The organism is Cobetia sp. UCD-24C, from assembly GCF_001306765.1.
Classification (GTDB): Bacteria; Pseudomonadota; Gammaproteobacteria; order Pseudomonadales; family Halomonadaceae; genus Cobetia; species Cobetia amphilecti.
The window spans coordinates 1-17,131 of the sequence record NZ_LJTD01000010.1; the positions used below are offsets into that span (position 1 = coordinate 1).

10 protein-coding genes and 1 rRNA gene are annotated in these 17,131 nt (G+C 62.6%); 8 read left to right on the top strand and 3 right to left on the bottom strand.

Annotation, left to right across the window (positions count from 1 at the left end; translation table 11 throughout):
- Window positions 1-106 precede the first annotated feature (106 nt).
- Both rrf and AOG28_RS13720 read left to right on the top strand, forming a co-directional pair.
- A 5S ribosomal RNA gene (rrf, locus tag AOG28_RS13715) occupies window positions 107-222 on the top strand.
- Between the two features lie 772 nt (window positions 223-994).
- Window positions 995-1,273 carry a hypothetical protein gene (locus tag AOG28_RS13720; protein WP_054556829.1) on the top strand — a complete coding sequence of 93 codons (279 nt, stop codon included), beginning with the start codon at window positions 995-997 and terminating at the stop codon, window positions 1,271-1,273.
- Between the two features lie 157 nt (window positions 1,274-1,430).
- On the opposite strand, the gene AOG28_RS13725 is transcribed toward AOG28_RS13720, so the two are convergent.
- Window positions 1,431-2,276 (bottom strand): acyl-CoA thioesterase, encoded by an 846-nt coding sequence (locus AOG28_RS13725; protein WP_054556830.1) that lies wholly within the window; start codon window positions 2,274-2,276, stop codon window positions 1,431-1,433.
- 200 nt (window positions 2,277-2,476) lie between these two features.
- Here AOG28_RS13725 and tadA point away from each other — a divergent pair, with 200 nt between their 5' ends.
- Window positions 2,477-2,923, top strand: coding sequence for a tRNA adenosine(34) deaminase TadA (tadA, locus tag AOG28_RS13730; RefSeq protein ID WP_054556831.1), 447 nt, complete (start codon window positions 2,477-2,479; stop codon window positions 2,921-2,923).
- A gap of 140 nt (window positions 2,924-3,063) precedes the next feature.
- Here the strand turns inward: tadA and AOG28_RS13735 are convergent, their stop codons facing one another.
- Window positions 3,064-5,019 (bottom strand): GGDEF domain-containing protein, encoded by a 1,956-nt coding sequence (locus AOG28_RS13735; RefSeq protein WP_054556832.1) that lies wholly within the window; start codon window positions 5,017-5,019, stop codon window positions 3,064-3,066.
- A gap of 82 nt (window positions 5,020-5,101) precedes the next feature.
- Window positions 5,102-6,595, bottom strand: a complete 1,494-nt coding sequence (gene mltF / locus AOG28_RS13740) for a membrane-bound lytic murein transglycosylase MltF (protein WP_082388806.1) — start codon at window positions 6,593-6,595, stop codon at window positions 5,102-5,104.
- 172 nt (window positions 6,596-6,767) lie between these two features.
- Between mltF and purL the strand changes: the two genes are divergently transcribed.
- The 5 genes from purL to AOG28_RS13765 all read left to right on the top strand — a co-directional run bounded on the left by purL (window position 6,768) and on the right by AOG28_RS13765 (window position 17,087).
- Complete coding sequence (gene purL / locus AOG28_RS13745) at window positions 6,768-10,682, top strand: phosphoribosylformylglycinamidine synthase (RefSeq protein ID WP_054556880.1); 3,915 nt, start codon at window positions 6,768-6,770, stop codon at window positions 10,680-10,682.
- A 357-nt stretch (window positions 10,683-11,039) separates the two neighbouring features.
- Window positions 11,040-12,686: an FMN-binding glutamate synthase family protein gene (locus tag AOG28_RS13750; protein ID WP_054556833.1), complete on the top strand. Its 1,647-nt coding sequence runs from the start codon at window positions 11,040-11,042 to the stop codon at window positions 12,684-12,686.
- A gap of 213 nt (window positions 12,687-12,899) precedes the next feature.
- Complete coding sequence (locus AOG28_RS13755; RefSeq protein ID WP_054556834.1) at window positions 12,900-13,721, top strand: crotonase/enoyl-CoA hydratase family protein; 822 nt, start codon at window positions 12,900-12,902, stop codon at window positions 13,719-13,721.
- Window positions 13,722-13,950: 229 nt separating this feature from the next.
- Window positions 13,951-15,741: a DEAD/DEAH box helicase gene (locus AOG28_RS13760; protein ID WP_054556835.1), complete on the top strand. Its 1,791-nt coding sequence runs from the start codon at window positions 13,951-13,953 to the stop codon at window positions 15,739-15,741.
- A gap of 131 nt (window positions 15,742-15,872) precedes the next feature.
- Entirely contained in the window at window positions 15,873-17,087 is a 1,215-nt protein-coding gene (locus tag AOG28_RS13765; protein ID WP_054556836.1) for a hypothetical protein, read from the top strand.
- Window positions 17,088-17,131 lie beyond the last annotated feature (44 nt).

The window sequence follows — 17,131 nt, forward strand, 5'->3', positions numbered from 1 at the left end:
GCCGGGATTGCGACAGGATCGAGACATATCGGTCAGCATGATTCATATTGCGAGTCGCGAGGCCACAAGCCTCGAGACTCAGGCATCGCAAGATGCCACCGTTTCGCCTGACGACCATAGCGAGCGTGAACCACCCGATCCCATGCCGAACTCGGAAGTGAAACCGCTTAGCGCCGATGGTAGTGTGGAGTTTCTCCATGTGAGAGTAGGTCATCGTCAGGCACTTATACCGAACCGCCCCTGTAGCCATGCTGCAGGGGCGGTTCTCTTTGTGCACGGAAAAAATTGGCGCAATAGAAAGCTGTGTGCAGAAAGACGTGCATGGAAAAGTGGTACGAGAGATAACCTTCCCCGGCTCCACAAGAAGAAAGTCTTTGGCTCATCATCGTGCTGTGATAGTTCTGTCATTGACGAAAAATGATGTGCGCTTTTTCTTTATGCCTGGTTCTGCCAAGAACCTCCCCTGCAGCTTTTGCTGTGGGGGCGTTTTTGTGCGGCTTGAAGCGCCTGGTATGGAGCTCTTAGCGATGGGCCCATCATATTGATATTCATTTGGTAGTGTAGAGTTTCTTCATGTGAGAGTAGCGGATGGCCGCCCCGATCCTCGTCAGGCACTTATACTGAACCGCCCCTGCAGCCTTGCTGCAGGGGCGGTTCTCTTTGTGCTCAGGAAAAATGGTGCTCAGGAAGCGTTGGCGCAAAAGAACTGTCGTGCTGGGCTAAATGCGTATAGCACAAGACATAGCTACATGAGCTATATGATACAAAGATGCCTCTATCACTTCTGTGATAGAGGCATCTTTGTTTATAGATAAGTATCACTGGGAAAGCGTTCTAACGCTCTATTGAGTGTACTTGATCGACAGGCATTCCACGCTGTTGAGAGATATCTTTATCGGGAGATATCTTTATTGTTGCAGCACCTGCTCGGTGTCTGCGCTGTCATTGAATATCACTCATTGAAGTTAGCCATGAACAGGCGCAAGGAGGCGACATGTCGAGGGGCTTTTCATATTCGTTATCAAGACTTCTAGTGGCAGGGATGATGGCCCTTTTGATGGGGCTGATGTCATCAGAAATGGCATCTGCCGGGGAGCGAGAGAGGAAGATAGAGCGCTGTCAGTTCATCAAGGACAAGATTGAATATTATACCGATAGGCGTCGCGGCGGCGGGTCGTCGGGCCAGATGCGAAGTTGGCAGTCCCAGCGCAATGACTACAAGCAGCGCTATCGGGATGAAAACTGCACGCGCGTCAGGACAGCACTGAAGTGACTCCCGTAATGACGTGATAATAGTGAATCGCAGTGCGCTACTCTCAGCGCTGTAGGTTGTAGGTTGTAGATAGACGCAGCCTGAACAACAATGCCTCTCCTGAGAATGTCTCAAGAGGGGCATTGTTGTTCAAGACGACTCGCTCAGGGCGAATCATTCAGGGACGTTTGTGCAGGCGTGTCAGGCCTTCCTGGGCGCTGGATGCCACCAGCTCACCGTGCCGGTTGTAGAGGCTGCCGCGAGCGAAGCTGCGTGCGCCTCCCGCCCACGGGCTATCCATCTCGTAGAGAATCCAATCATTGACGCGTACATCGCGGTGGAACCATAGCGAGTGATCCAGGCTCGCCATTTGCAGTTCGGGCGAACCGAACCGCACACCATGTCCGCCGAGGCCGGTCGCCAGCAGGTTGAAGTCGGAGCTGTAAGTCAGCAGGTAGCGATGTAGGGCATCATCTTCCGGCAGCTCGCCTGCCAGTCGGAACCACAACCGCTGGCGTGGTGGGGGGCAGGCGTCATCATCACTTGCCGAGCTAGGCGCCTTCAGGCGCAGGAACTCGATGGGATGGCCTTCGTAGCGCTCGATGCGTGCCCCCTGTTCGATCAACTGCTCTGGAGATTCGATATCGGGCATGGCGAGCTGATGCTCGAAGCCTGCCTCCTTGCCATGGAAGGAGGCGCTGCAGAAGAAGATGGTCTTGCCATTCTGGATGGCACTGATGCGTCGGGTCGTGAAGCTGCCGCCATCACGCACGCCATCAACCTGATAGATGACGGGCTTGTGGGCATCGCCCGGGCGCAGGAAGTAGCCATGCAGAGAGTGGACCTGGCGTTCGACCGGTACCGTGCGTGTCGCTGCGGACAGCGCTTGTCCGAGTACCTGGCCGCCAAACAGCTGAGGGAAGCCGAGGTCCTGACTGTGCCCTCTGAACAGGTTCTCTTCCAGGGTCTCAAGACCCAGCAGGGTGACCAGTGCCTCAAGAGGCGCAGTGGCTGTTTGGGTCATGGATCTATCCTTGTGCTGAGGGGCAGGCGCTCGGAGCAGTGCCAGGCCAAGCGGTTCGGCAATGCAGGAGGAAGCGCGAGCGCCAAGCCGTTATCATGGTGAGCGAAACAATGGCCTCAGGATACCGGAGAACAACGGTGAGTGACGAGTTGGCGATAGCGCCGCAGGCCCGGAGTGGGCCACGTGGGGATCATTACTATATGCATCGGGCGCTGGATCAGGCGCGGTTGGCATTCGAGGCTGGCGAGGTGCCTGTCGGCGCGGTGGTGGTCAATCCCCAGGGCGACATCATCGGCACTGGCTACAATGCGCCGGTCAGCACCCCGGACCCGACGGCACATGCCGAGGTGCAGGCCTTGCGCGCGGCGGCGGCCCGACTCGGCAACTATCGTCTTGACGATTGCACGCTGTATGTGACGCTGGAGCCCTGCATGATGTGCAGTGGTGCCTTGATCCACGCGCGGGTGAAGCGGGTCGTCTACGGGGCGGCAGAGCCGAAGACCGGCATGGTGGAATCGCGTGCCAATCTGTTTGCACAGCCCTGGCACAACCATCACGTCGAGGTGGAAGGGGGGCTATTGGCCGCTCACGCCAAGCGCTTGCTCAAGTCGTTCTTCGCTGAGCGGCGCGGTGAGCTTCCGCGCTGATCCTTTCATGCTGAACCTTTCGCGCTGAACCTTCCGCTCAGATCCACCCGAGCAGGTCCTCCCGAGCAGGTCCTCCCGAGCAGGTCCTCCCGAGCAGGTCCTCCCGAGCTGATCCTCCGGCGTTGCGATCGTGTTGGTCGTCAGGCGGCGACCTGGACCTGATTGCGACCACTGGACTTGGCGCGATACAGCGCCTCATCCGCTGCCTGCAGCAGTGCATCTAGCCGCAACGGAGCGCGCGCCACGCATGCCATGCCCACGGATACCGTGACGACGCTGTCCGTGGCGGGCTGCGGCAGTCCTGCAGCCTGTACGGCACGCCGCAGCTCTTCCGCCAGAGTGCGGCCTACCGCGCGCGGGCATTCCGGAATGCACACCACGAACTCCTCGCCACCGAAGCGCGCCAGTATGCCGCCGGCAGACTCCACGGGTGCCCGTGAGACGGCGGCAATCTTCTGCAGGTAGCGATCTCCCTCCAAGTGTCCCAATTTGTCGTTGATTGTCTTGAAGAAGTCGATATCCAGAATCATGACCGTAAGAGGCATCTTGCCGCTGAAGCTCTGCACCTGCTCGAGGAAATAGCGACGATTGGGCAGCTGGGTCAGCTCGTCGTGACGCGCCAGCCACTGGATCTCGTTCTGCAGTCGCTCCCGCCGTACCATCTCTTCGCGAAGTGCATCATTGGCATTCTTGACGATGCCGTGCTCCTGCGAGACTCGGCGATACATGTAGATCACCAGGAAGAGCAGGTAGGCCAGCAGCATGCCCGTCAGCAATGTGACCTCCGGCAGACGGCCACGAGTGGCCGCCAGGAACTGCTGTGTCGGCTGCAGACCCAGGGTCAGGTCGGTGGCGGGCAGCTCGATGGGGATGCGATGGCCCCAGGGCGCCAGACGGCTTTCCGGGCCGACATGGATATAGATGTTGCCGCGCTCTGACAGGGTGACCGCAAATGCCTCATTGCGTGCCGTGTCCATGGCCCTGTCGAGCAGAGGGGCCAGGTCCACCACCATGGCGATCGCCCCCAGGATGGTGCCATCACGAGGATCGCGCACCGGCAGGTAGGACACCATGCCTTTGCCGCCCTGAATCAGGTCGATGATGCCGGTATGGCCCTCGATGCCAAGTTCCAGCGGGTTGCGCAGCGGCGTGTCCGGCTGAGCATCCAGCAGGCGTACGCCCAGTACATCATGATTGCGGCCCTTGTCCGGGAAGACGCGCGTTATCACGCTGTCCGGGGCGATGAAGGCGATGTTCTGGAAGTAATCGAAATCCTTGTAATAGCTGCGTGCCAGGCGTTGCCATTCTCCGCGTGACGGTGTCTGCCCCATCAGGCTCCAGAAACCGGCGAAACGTCGCATCGCATTGAGCTGGTCGTTGATCTCACGAGACAGCTCCGTGGCGATCTTGTCGCCCAGTACGTAGGTCGACTGGTTGATGCGATTGTTCTCGTCCTGGCTCTGCTGCTGCCAGGCGAGCAGACAGACCAGGGTGATCGAGGAGGAAATGATCAGCGGTATGAGATTGCGGCGCCACATCTGCATGAATGCCGGCTGTAGATCGATCCATTGAGCGATCAACAGTAGACTGACGAAGCTGGTCAGCGTGATGCGTTCCGGGCCTGCCAGCACCATGCTGGCGACGGAAAGACCGGCATCGGACATCATGGCAAACAGCAACAGCAGCGTGACTTGTGTCAGCTGGATGGCAGAGCCGAACCCCAGCCGCATGCGCAACAGGGCGCAGGTCGTGAGGCCGAAACAGGCGAACAGGATCAGGATAGGCGGGCGGATATTGGCGATGTGCCAATCGCCCGGCAGATTGATCAGCAGGTCTCCCCAGTGGTCCACCCCCACCCAGCTTTCCGGTAGCAGGAAGGTGCAGATCAGCAGGATATTGAGGATCAATGAGGCGCTGAGGAACAGCTGACTGAGGGAGGTATTGCGCCAATGCCAGGCTGCCTGGCCGGCGGCCTGCAGGGTCAACATCATCAGCAGCAGCGCATTGGCTTCATTGCCGGCAGACGGCCAGAGCCCCAGCAAGGCGATGCCGAACGCGATCAGGCTTAGCGACATCAAGACGAGTCTGCGTGTCATTCCCTGTCCTTAGAGGCTCTTGATGCGTGGTGAAGATGCGTGCACTTGAGGCACCGGAGTGCTGACGGTCCGAACTCCATCCTCAGAGAATCGGAGGCACTGTATCGAAGGGATTGCTGTCGCCTTCGTCGTCGGTAATCGGACGCTCATCCAGCTGATAGAACTGCTGCTGGCTACGGTAAACATAATTCAGTATTTCATAATAACGACGGATATTGCGGACATAGATGACAGGTTCTCCGCCGCGTGCATAACCATAACGGACTTTCTGGTACCACTCACGATTCTGCAGCAAGGGCAGGGCTTCGCGGACATCCTTCCAGCGATTCGGGTCGCCGCCCTTCATCTTCACGATTCGTCTGGCGTCAAACAGGTGCCCCAGGCCGACATTGTAGGCCGCCAGCGTCATCCAGGTGCGATCCGGTTCCTTGATCTCGTCCGGCAAGCGTCCCTTTATACTCACAAGATAGCGTGAGCCACCATCGATGCTCTGAACGGGGTCCAAACGGTTGGCGATCTTCATTTCGCGCGCCGTCACATTGGTCAGCATCATCAGGCCGCGCACCCCTGTGGGAGAGGTGGCCTTGGGCTGCCAGTGCGATTCCTGATAGCCCGTGGCGGCCAGCAGTTTCCAGTCGATGCCGGTTTCGCGTGCGGCTTCCTTGAAGGTATCGATATAGCGCGGCAGGCGGTCGCGTGCCTGGCGGATGAAGGTGCGTGCGCCGACATACTCGAGATAGTCATCATGGCCGAAATAGCGCTCGACCAATTGATCGAGGGTGCCATCCTGGCGGCGTGTCTCGAGAAAATCATTGGCGGCGGTCAGCAATGAGATGTCGCCATGCGCGGGGAAGGCCCAGGCCAGGGTCAGAGGATCGCCCACGTCGAAGCCGTTCTCCACATTGGGGAAGAACAGGCGATTGAGCTTGAATTGATGGGCATAGACGACCGCCGCATCCAGCTTGTCTTCCTCGATGCGTTGCAGCAGGTCCGCCACCTCAAGCTCGCCGGTTTCCTTCCAGCTGAGCTCGGGGATGTCCTGCTGGACTTCGCGCAGTACCAGGCTGGTGCCGGCGCCCTTGATGACGCCGATGCGCTTGCCGACCAGGTCCTTCAATTCCTTGGGCGGATGCATGCCGCGCCGATAGACCACCATCGCCTGCAATTCGAGGATGGGACGCGAGAAGCGCAGGTCCTGTTCGGAGAGATCCAACGGCAGGGTCGCGGCCGCAAGATCGGCCTGATCATTGAGTACGCTCTGGGTCAGGCTCTCGATATTGTGCTCGGAATCCATCGACAGACTCACGCCAAGATAATCGGCGAAGTCCCGTGCCAGCTCGTATTCGAAACCGGTAGGCCCCTGACGGCCACGATAGAAGGTCGTGGGAGTATTGCGCGTGGCGACCTGAATGAAGTCGCGCGCGCGGACATCGTCCAGCCGCGTGGGCATCTCGATGAGGGTGCGCTCGGGCAGTATCAGCAAGGCGAGGGCCAGCGCCGCGACGAGGAAACGCCGCGCGTGGCGCAGCAGCTGTCGCACGGGCGGAATGAGAGAAGAGGGCGAAGTCTTGAGCATGCGTCAGCATCATTCACGGCAGGGCTTCCACCATACCGGCAGCTCAACACACTGTCATCCAACGCATGTCGCCTGCGGGCTTCGTTAAGGCTCGCCTTTCACGTATGATATGCGCTTGCTGCCGCCGTTTGGCGGTTGTCCGTTCACGCTGCTTCAGAGGCTTTCCCTGACCATGCTCGAACTGCGAGGCGCGCCTGCCCTTTCCGCCTTCCGTCACACCCGTCTACTGGCTTCGTTACGCGAGCTGGTGCCGGAGGTGGAATCTCTTCATGCCGAGTACCTTCATCTGGCCGAGGTCGATGGTGAACTGAGCAGTTCCGATCGGACAACACTGGAGCGCCTGCTGGACTACGGCCCCAGTCGTGACGAGAGCGCTCCGGAAGGACATCTCTTCCTCGTCATCCCCCGCCTCGGCACGCTGTCTCCCTGGTCTTCCAAGGCCACGGATATCGCCGCCAACTGCGGCTTGCCGCAAGTCCGCCGCCTCGAGCGTGGCATCGCCTACCGCATCAAGCTGGACGCGCCCCTGAGCGAAGAGCTCTTCGCCACGCTGTCCTCCCGACTGCACGACCGCATGACCGAGACGGTATTGACCCGTACTCAGGACGCGGCACGTCTGTTCCAGCATCAGGCACCTGCCAAGCTTGCCCATGTCGACATCCTCGGCGGTGGCCGCGAAGCCCTGGCCAAGGCCAACGGTAGCCTGGGTCTGGCACTGGCGGATGACGAGATCGATTATCTGGTCGAGTCCTTCAAGACTCTGGGCCGCAATCCTGCCGACATCGAACTGATGATGTTCGCTCAGGCGAACTCCGAGCATTGCCGCCACAAGATCTTCAATGCGGACTGGACCATCGACGGCGAAGCGCAGTCGCACTCGCTGTTCAAGATGATCAAGAACACCTACCAGCATCATCCGGATGGCGTGCTGTCCGCCTACAGTGACAACGCCGCCGTGATGGAAGGTCCGACTGCCGGGCGTTACTTCCCGACAGGCGAAGGCCATATCTATCGCTACCATCAGGAACCGATCAACATCCTGATGAAGGTCGAGACCCACAACCACCCGACCGCCATCGCTCCCTATCCGGGCGCCGCGACCGGTGCCGGTGGCGAGATCCGTGATGAAGGCGCGACCGGTGTCGGCTCCAAGCCGAAAGCGGGCCTGACCGGCTTCAGCGTCTCCAACCTGCGTATCCCGGGCTTCGAACAGCCGTGGGAGCACGATTACGGCAAGCCGGAGCGCATCAAGACCGCCTACGACATCATGCTCGAAGGCCCGATCGGTGGCGCTGCGTTCAACAACGAATTCGGCCGTCCCAACCTCAACGGCTACTTCCGTACATACGAGCAGGATGCCTTCGGTGCCGGCGGCATCGAGCGTCGTGGCTATCACAAGCCGATCATGCTCGCCGGCGGTTACGGCAACATCCGCAGCCAGCACGTCGAGAAGGGCGATATTCCGGTCGGCGCCAAGCTGATCGTGATGGGCGGCCCGGCGATGCTGATCGGTCTGGGCGGCGGTGCTGCCTCTTCCATGGCCTCCGGCAGCTCCAGCGAAGACCTCGATTTCGCCTCCGTGCAGCGTGACAACGCCGAGATGGAGCGTCGCGTGCAGGAAGTCATCGATCGCTGCTGGGCGCTGGATGACAAGAACCCGATCTGCTTCATCCACGACGTCGGCGCGGGCGGTCTGTCCAACGCACTGCCGGAGCTGGTCAAGGATGGCGGTCGCGGTGGCCTGTTCGATCTGCGCGCCGTGCCGAGCGCCGAATCCGGCATGAGCCCGCTGGAAATCTGGTGCAACGAATCCCAGGAACGTTACGTGCTGGCGGTGGCACCGGAGAATCTGGCCACCTTCGAAGCCCTGTGTGAGCGTGAGCGTTGCCTGTACGCCGTGGTCGGTGAAGCCCTCGAGGAGCACGAGCTGGTCGTCAAGGATGGCCACTTCGATACGCGTCCGGTCGATCTGCCGATGGACGTGCTGTTCGGCAAGCCGCCCAAGATGTCACGCAGCTTCGAGCGCCAGACGCTGGAGCTGCCGGCGCTGGGTCTCGACAACCTCGACCCGCGCGAAGCGATGACCCGTGTGCTGCAGCTGCCCACCGTCGCCTCCAAGAAATTTCTGATCACCATCGGCGACCGCTCGATCACCGGCATGGTCGCGCGCGACCAGATGGTCGGTCCGTGGCAGGTGCCGGTGGCCGATTGCGCCGTCACCACCAGCTCCCTCGACAGCCATGTCGGTGAAGCGATGGCGATGGGCGAGCGTACGCCGGTCGCGCTGATCTCGCCGGCGGCGTCCGCGCGTCTGGCCGTGGCCGAGGTGATCACCAACCTGGCCGCCGCGCCGATCGCCAAGCTGTCTGACATCAAGCTGTCCGCCAACTGGATGAGCGCTGCCGATCACACCGGCGAGAATCAGGCGCTCTACGAGGCCGTCCACGCCGTCGGCATGGAACTGTGCCCGGCGCTGGACCTGACCATCCCGGTCGGCAAGGACTCCATGTCCATGCGCACCGCCTGGCAGGACGAGAACGGCGAAGACAAGTCGATCACCGCGCCGCTGTCGCTGGTGATGACAGGCTTCGCGCCGGTCACCGATGCCATGCGTACCCTCACGCCGCAGCTGCGTCGCACGCTGAATGGCGAGGCCGTGGAGACGGACCTGATCCTGATCGATCTCGGCCATGGCGCTCACCGTCTCGGTGGCTCCGCGCTGGCGCAGGTCTATGGTCAGGTCGGCAACGAAGCGCCGGATCTTGCCAAGCCCGAAGACCTCAAGCACTTCTTCGAGGCCATCCAGCGCTTCAACGTCGAAGGCAAGCTGCTGGCCTATCACGACCGCAGCGACGGTGGTCTGCTGACCACCTTGATGGAAATGTCCTTCGCGGGACGTGTCGGTCTCGACATCTCCCTCGACTGGACCGCCGCCGAGCCGGGTCAGGCCACCGGCGCGCTGTTCGCCGAAGAGCTGGGTGCCGTGGTGCAGGTGCGTCGCGAGCATACCGAGTCCATCCTCGCCGAGCTCAAGGCCGTGGGCCTCGAGCACAGTGGCGTGATCGCCACGCCGCGTGCCGATGAGCAGATCAACATCACGCTGCTGGGCCAGAACCTGCTCTCCACCACCCGCGCCAGTGCCGAGCGCCTGTGGGCCGAGACCAGCTATCGCATGCAGGCCGCACGTGACAACGCCGATTGCGCGAAGAGCGAATTCGAGTCCATCAACGACGTGCGTGACCCGGGCCTTACCGCCCAGGCCACCTTCGACGTCAACGAGGATATCGCAGCGCCGTACCTGAACACCGGTGCACGTCCGCGCATGGCGATCCTGCGCGAGCAGGGCGTCAATGGTCAGCTCGAGATGGCGGCAAGCTTCGACCGTGCCGGTTTCGAGGCTGTCGATGTCCACATGAGCGACATCCTCGAAGGGCGTGTCGATCTGGACACCATGCGGGGCCTGGTCGCCTGTGGCGGCTTCTCCTACGGTGACGTGCTGGGCGCCGGCGGTGGCTGGGCCAAGTCGGTGCTGTTCAATGCGCGTGCGCGTGAGCAGTTCGAGCGCTTCTTCAACCGTGACGACAGCTTCGCGCTGGGCGTCTGCAACGGTTGCCAGATGCTCTCCCAGCTCAAGGAGCTGATCCCGGGTGCCGAGGCCTGGCCGCGCTTCGTGCGCAACGAGTCCGAGCAGTTCGAGGCGCGTGTCGCGATGGTCGAAGTCGAGAAGAGCGCCTCGCTGTTCCTCGATGGTATGGAAGGCTCGCGCCTGCCGATCGCCATCGCACATGGCGAAGGGCGTGCCGAGTTCCGCGACAGCGCTCACCTGCGCAAGATGCAGAGCAGCGGCCAGGTCGCGCTGCGCTACGTCGACAACTACGGCCAGACCACCACGCGCTATCCGGCCAACCCGAACGGCTCGCCGTCCGGCATCACCGGCCTGACCACCGATGATGGTCGCGTGACCATCATGATGCCGCACCCGGAGCGCGTGGCGCGTGCCGTCACCAACTCCTGGCGTCCGGACGACTGGCAGCAGGATGGCGCCTGGTTGCGCATGTTCCGCAATGCCCGTCGCTGGGTTGACTGAGCGACGTGACGCGCCAGCGACTCGGCCTCCTCGGTCGATGAGGCTGGCGCACGCCACCAGTGGCGAAATGCAGTAACGGGAGACGCCTTCGTGGTTCACGCCACGAAGGCGTCTTCTTGTTTATAGACATGCCGAGAGCATCGTGGTGCGACTGGCTCAACAGCGGATTCCACCGTTGGGCAGGACAGTCGGCCCGGCATGCGGCAGGTTGGCGTCATCGTGATGTCGCCATCGCTATCGATGATGATGCCTCCCTGACAGGCATGGCGTGTTCCGTAGCCGCTGCACTGGACGCAACCCCTGACCCTCCCACAACGACAGCCCTGACATTGCTGTTCGCTGGCAAAGGAAGCTTTGATGAAACTGAAATGGTCGCTGTTACCTCGCTACTCCGTATTCGGGCTTTGTGTCCTCGGCTTGCTGGTCTGCCTGGGGCTGTCGGAGCTGACGCCCTGGATATGGCCGCTGACGCTGCTGATGGCCTTTCTGGTCGCCGTCGGCATCTACGACATGCAGCAGCCGGATTACGCCGTGCGTCGCAACTACCCGGTGATCGGCAACATGCGTTATCTGTTCAAGGCGCTGCGTCCGGAAATGCGTCAGTACCTGTTCGAGTCGGACACCGATCAGCTGCCGTTTTCCCACAAGCAGCGCGAGCTGGTCTATGCGCGTGGCCGTCAGCACAATTCCTCCCAGCCGTTCGGCACCTTGCTCGATGTCTATTCCGACAGCTATGAGTTCATTGGACACTCCATGCAGACCTCGAGCGTGCCGGACCCCAAGGGCTTTCGTCTCAACGTCGGCAACTCCCAGTGCTCGCATCCCTACAATGCCTCGCTGTTCAATATCTCGGCGATGAGCTTCGGCTCCTTGAGCGCCAATGCCATCCGCGCCCTGAACAAGGGCGCCAGGCTGGGTAACTTCGCCCATGACACCGGCGAAGGCAGCATCAGCCCCTATCACCGCGAATTCGAGGGCGATCTGATCTGGGAGCTGGGCAGTGGCTACTTCGGCTGCCGCGACGAGGAAGGGCGCTTCGATGGCGAGAAGTTCGCCCGCCAGACGGCCAGCGAGCAGGTCAAGATGATTGAGATCAAGCTCAGCCAGGGTGCCAAACCCGGCCACGGGGGCGTATTGCCAGCCAGCAAGATCAGCGAGGAGATCGCCGAGACGCGCGGGATTCCGATGGGCAAGGATTGCATCTCGCCCTCCAACCATGGTGAGTTCTCCACACCGCTTGAGCTGTTGAGTTTCATCCAGCGCCTGCGCGAGCTGTCGGGTGGCAAGCCGGTGGGCTTCAAGCTGTGCCTCGGTCAGCCGTGGGAGTTCATGGCCATCGTCAAGGCGATGCTCGAGACCGGGATCGTGCCCGATTTCATCGTCGTCGATGGCAGTGAGGGCGGCACCGGCGCCGCGCCGACCGAATTCACCGACCACCTCGGCACCCCGCTGCGTGAAGGGCTGCAATTCGTCCACAACTCGCTGGTGGGCGCAGGGCTGCGTGATGAGGTGCGCATCGGGGTCAGCGGCAAGATCATCAGTGCCTTCGATATCGCCTGCGTGATGGCACTGGGCGCGGACTGGGTCAATGCCGCACGCGGTTACATGTTCGCGCTGGGCTGCATCCAGTCACTGAGCTGTCACACCAACAAGTGCCCGACGGGGATCGCCACCCAGGATGATCTGCGCCAGAAATCGCTGGTCGTGGAAGACAAGGCCGATCAGGTGCGTCACTTCCATCACAACACCCTGCATGCGCTGGCCGAGATCCTGTCGGCGGCGGGCCTGCACACGCCCTGGCAGATCACCCCGGACCACCTGGTGCACCGTGTCTCCGAGAATGAGGTCAAGCTGTTCTCGCACCTGCATCCCTTCCTGACCAAGGGCGCACTGCTGACGCAAGGGGACGATTATCCCTTCTATCGTCGTGTCTGGGCGATGGCCCAGGCCGAGAGCTTCCAGCCGCGATCGCTGTCAGAGGTCTCGGGCGCCAAGCGCGAGTAGACAATCGTCATCTCTGCGACCAAACGACCGTTCAACAACCGGGCGCAGGCAGTCACACTGAGACGTAGCGAGTCATGCCCGCGGGCAGCTCGACGAACGCAGTGTGGTTGCCTGCGCCTTTTGGGTTTATCACTGGACGAGTGCCATCGCTCGGCACTGTCGTGAAATCGTTCGAGCGCGTGCTTGCTCGTTATCCGTCGCAGGGAGACCGCCATGTCTGACGCTACCCACCTCACGCCTGAACGTTATGTGACCCTCTCGATCAGTGAGCATGTCGCCGACGTGCGCCTCAATCGCCCTGACAAGCACAACGGCATCGACTGGAAGATGATCGATGCCCTGCTGGCGGTACAGCAGGAGCTGCATGCCCGCGCTCGGGAGTCAGGCCTGCGCGCCATCGTGCTGTCCGGCGAGGGGCCCAGTTTCTGTGCGGGGCTGGATATCGCCGCCATCATGGGCGACGCCGCCCGCGTACCGCAGTTGCTGGTCGCGGGGGCCAATGGCTGTGCGCCGCAGCGCAATACCGTGCAGCAGCTGGCGCTGGGCTGGCAAGATGTCGGGGTGCCGGTCATCGCCGCCTTGCATGGCAATGTCTTCGGTGGCGGCCTGCAGATCGCGCTGGGGGCGGACATCCGCCTGTGTGATCCTGATGCGCGTCTGGCGGTGCTCGAGATCGACTGGGGCATCATTCCGGACATGGGCATCAGCGTCACCGCGCGTGGCGTGCGACCGGACTGGCTGCACGAGTTGACGTGGAGCGGGCGCAAGGTCGAGGCCAACGAGGCGCAGAGCGCCGGCCTGGTCACGCGCATCATCTCCAGCCCGCAGGAGGAGGCCTTGGCCTTGGCGCGCCAGATTGCCGGGCGCTCTCCCAGCGCCATCCGCGCGATCACGCGTCTCTATGACGAGGCCCTCGCTGCGCCGGAAGCCGAGGCGCTGGCGCTTGAGGCAGAGCTGCAGTCCTCGCTGCTGGGGCGCGCGGAGCAGACCGAGTGCATCAAGGCCAAGCTCGAGGGGCGCGCGCCGCGCTTCTGATCCTGACGGGCCAAGACTTACGGGCCAAGGTTGGCGGGCTCAGGTTATCCACACCCACTTTGCCGCTGCAGTCGCTGATGCGGATAATGGGGACATTGTCCCTTCCTGCGATTCGGCGGCCCCTTGATGTCAATGTTCCTGTCAGCCCTCACGCCCCTGTCAGCCATCACTTCCCTGGGCCTGCCTGCCGGCAGCGCTCCCACTCATGTGTCTTGCTGGACGGCGCTGCATGTTTGAGCTGCGTCCGTATCAGCAGGAGGCCGTGCGGCGTACCGTCGAGCACTTTCGTCGCAGTGATGAGGCGGCGGTGATCGTGCTGCCCACCGGCAGCGGCAAGTCATTGGTGATCGCGGAGCTTGCGCGTATCGCGCGTGGCCGTGTGCTGGTGCTGGCGCATGTGCGCGAGCTGGTCGAGCAGAACCACGCCAAGTACGAATCCTATGGCAAGGACGCCGACATCTTCAGTGCCGGCCTCAAGCGCAAGCAGGCCTCGCGTCAGGTGGTGTTCGGCTCGGTGCAGTCAGTGGTGCGCAACCTCGATGCCTTCACGCCTGAGGAACAGGCGGCTGATGCACAGGCGGCGCCCTTCACGCTGCTGGTGATCGATGAGTGCCACCGGGTCTCGCTGGAGAAGGACGCCAGCTATCGCAAGGTCATCAATCATCTGCGTGAGCACAATCCGCGCCTCAAGGTGCTGGGGCTGACGGCGACGCCGTATCGTCTCGGTCAGGGCTTCATCTTCCATCGTCACTATCACGGCATGGTGCGCGGTGATGATGACTGCTTCTTCCGTGATTGCGTCTTCGAGCAGCCGCTGCGCCTGATGGTGCGGCAGGGCTTTCTGAGTGAGCCGCGGCGCGTCGATGTCGCGGTGGCGCGCTATGACTTCTCGCAGCTGGCGCCCGGTATCGGCGGCAGCTTCCAGGAGGCGGAGCTCAACGAAGTGGTGCAGGGCTCGCGCGCGACGCCGGGCATCGTGCTGGATATCGTCGCCCAGGCACGCGAGCGGCGCGGCGTGATGGTGTTCTGCTCCACCGTCGAGCATGCCGAGGAAGTCACCGCACTCCTGCCTGACGGCGAGGCGGCGCTGATCACCGGTGAGACCCCCGGCGAGGAGCGCGAGCGGCTGATCAATGCCTTCAAGGCCCAGCAGCTCAAGTATCTGGTCAATGTGGCGGTGCTCACCACCGGCTTCGATGCGCCGCATGTCGATCTGATCGCCATCCTGCGGCCCACGGAATCCGTCAGTCTCTATCAGCAGATCGTCGGGCGCGGCCTGCGTCTGAGCCCCGGCAAGACGGACTGTCTGATTCTCGACTACGCCGGCAATCCCTGGGACCTCTACGCGCCGGAGGTGGCGACGCCGAAGCCGGCCGGCGACACCGAGATCGTGCAGGTCGAGTGCCCGGTATGCGGCAATGCCAATCTGTTCTGGGGACGCAAGGATGGTGAGCTGGTGGTCGAGCACTTCGGGCGCCGGTGTCAGGGGCTGGTCGAGTCGCCGGAGGGTGAGGGCAGGCCGCTGGTGCAGTGCGACTTCCGTTATCGCGCCAAGGCCTGTCCGCAGTGTGGCGAGGCCAATGACATCGCCGCACGCCATTGTCATGCCTGTCAGGCACGACTGGTCGATCCGGATGACAAGCTGCGCGATGCGCTCAAGCTTCGTGATGCACGGGTGCTGCGCGTCAGCGGCTGGCAGCTGGAGGAGGCGCGCAACGGGCGCGGCCTGCCACGCTTGAAGGTGACCTATTACGACGAGGATGGCACCGATCTGTCCGAGTGGTTCGCGCTCGAGACCTCCGCCCAGCGTCACGCCTTCCGCTTGAGCTTCCTCTCGCGTCATCTGCGCGCGCCGGGCAGTGACTGGGCGCCGAAGGACATCGCCGAGGTGCTGGCAGGCGAGGAGCGTCTCAAGGCGCCGGACTTCGTCATCGGGCGCAAGAGCGGGCGTTACTGGCAGATCCGCGACAAGCTGTTCGACTACGCCGGGCGCTATCGCACCGGTATCGCCGCCGGCTGACAGGCGCGCTGGCCGCTGCGTGATCCGGTCGCGTGGCGCATGTTGTCAGGGACACGACGTCGCGGGGATGCTGATCGGGGCCTCGGGTTGCTAGACTGGCGGCTTCATACGCCTCAGGGAGAACTCACAAGGTGAGTGCCACCGATACCTCGGCCAGGCTGGTGTCCGGCTTACGCCCCACCGGACACCTGCAACTCGGACACTATCAATCAGTGATCCGGCGCTGGACCGAGCTGCAATACCATCATGATGCCTATTTTCTGGTCGCCGACTGGAACGCGCTGGCGGTCAGCGGTCACGCGCCTCACGAGATCGAGCAGTACAGCTGGGCGATGGTGATCGACTGTCTCGCCTGTGGGGTCAACCCCAAGGTCGCTACCCTGTTCATCCAGTCGTGGGTGCCGGAGCTGACCGATGTGCACATGATCCTGGCCAGCGTCACGCCCAAGGCCTGGCTGGAGCGTCTGCCCAGCTACCGCGAGATGGTCGCCGGGCTCAGGGAGCAGCAGGGTGCCAGCCTGGCCATGCTCGGTGCGCCTCTGATGCAGGCGGCCGACATTCTGGCGCTGCGGGGGCAGGTGGTGCCCGCCGGCCCCGAGCAGCGTGCGCATATCGAGTTCACCCGTGAGGTCGCCCGACGCTTCAATCATCGCTATGGCCGCGATGCCGGCTTCGAGGAGCAGGCCGAACGCGCCATCGCGCGCCTGGGCAAGAAGAGCGGTCGCCTGTATCGCGAATGGTTGAGCGACTATCAGGAAGAGGGCGATCTCGAGGCCTTCGAGCGCGCGCGTGGCCTGCTGGCCGAGACCAGCAAGCTCAACCGCAACCAGCAGGAGCGCCTGCTCGGCTATCTGGAAGGCGGCGGGCGGCGCATCCTCGGCGAGCCGGAACACTGGCAGGGCGAGGTCGAGCCGCTGCTGGGCATGGAGCTCAAGACACACAAGGCCGCACGGGAAGACGCCATCTTCCTGCGCAGCGGGCGCGACGATATCGCGGCCTGCGTGCGCGAGATGCCCACCGACCCTGCGCGCGTGCGCCGCAAGGACCCCGGCGACCCGCAGCGCTGCCCGCTGTGGACGCTGCATGAAAGCTTCACGCCCGCCTCGGACCGCCAGTGGGTGGAGGAGGGCTGCCGTGATGCCAGCATCGGCTGCCTGGACTGCAAGGGCTGTCTGATCGAGCATGTCGACGCGGCGCTGACGCCGATTCGCGAGCGTGCCGAGGCGCTGGAAGGGGAGCATGGCAAGGTGCGCACCATGATGACTGAAGGCGCCGAGCGGGCCCGCGACACCGTGCGTGACACCCTGGATGAGCTGCGGCGCGTGATCGGCCTGACCTATCGCTAGACACGGGCGGCGTCGAGCGCGGCACCGGCGTATCACCGGCGGCG

What these genes read in the sequence shown, in the direction of transcription:
- AOG28_RS13735 (WP_054556832.1), bottom strand. Translation starts at nt 5,019, where the DNA reads ATGACACGCAGACTCGTCTTGATGTCGCTAAGCCTGATCGCGTTCGGC.
- mltF (WP_082388806.1), bottom strand. Translation starts at nt 6,595, where the DNA reads ATGCTCAAGACTTCGCCCTCTTCTCTCATTCCGCCCGTGCGACAGCTG.
- AOG28_RS13720 (WP_054556829.1), top strand. Translation starts at nt 995, where the DNA reads ATGTCGAGGGGCTTTTCATATTCGTTATCAAGACTTCTAGTGGCAGGG.
- purL (WP_054556880.1), top strand. Translation starts at nt 6,768, where the DNA reads ATGCTCGAACTGCGAGGCGCGCCTGCCCTTTCCGCCTTCCGTCACACC.
- AOG28_RS13760 (WP_054556835.1), top strand. Translation starts at nt 13,951, where the DNA reads ATGTTTGAGCTGCGTCCGTATCAGCAGGAGGCCGTGCGGCGTACCGTC.
- AOG28_RS13725 (WP_054556830.1), bottom strand. Translation starts at nt 2,276, where the DNA reads ATGACCCAAACAGCCACTGCGCCTCTTGAGGCACTGGTCACCCTGCTG.
- tadA (WP_054556831.1), top strand. Translation starts at nt 2,477, where the DNA reads ATGCATCGGGCGCTGGATCAGGCGCGGTTGGCATTCGAGGCTGGCGAG.
- AOG28_RS13755 (WP_054556834.1), top strand. Translation starts at nt 12,900, where the DNA reads ATGTCTGACGCTACCCACCTCACGCCTGAACGTTATGTGACCCTCTCG.
- AOG28_RS13750 (WP_054556833.1), top strand. Translation starts at nt 11,040, where the DNA reads ATGAAACTGAAATGGTCGCTGTTACCTCGCTACTCCGTATTCGGGCTT.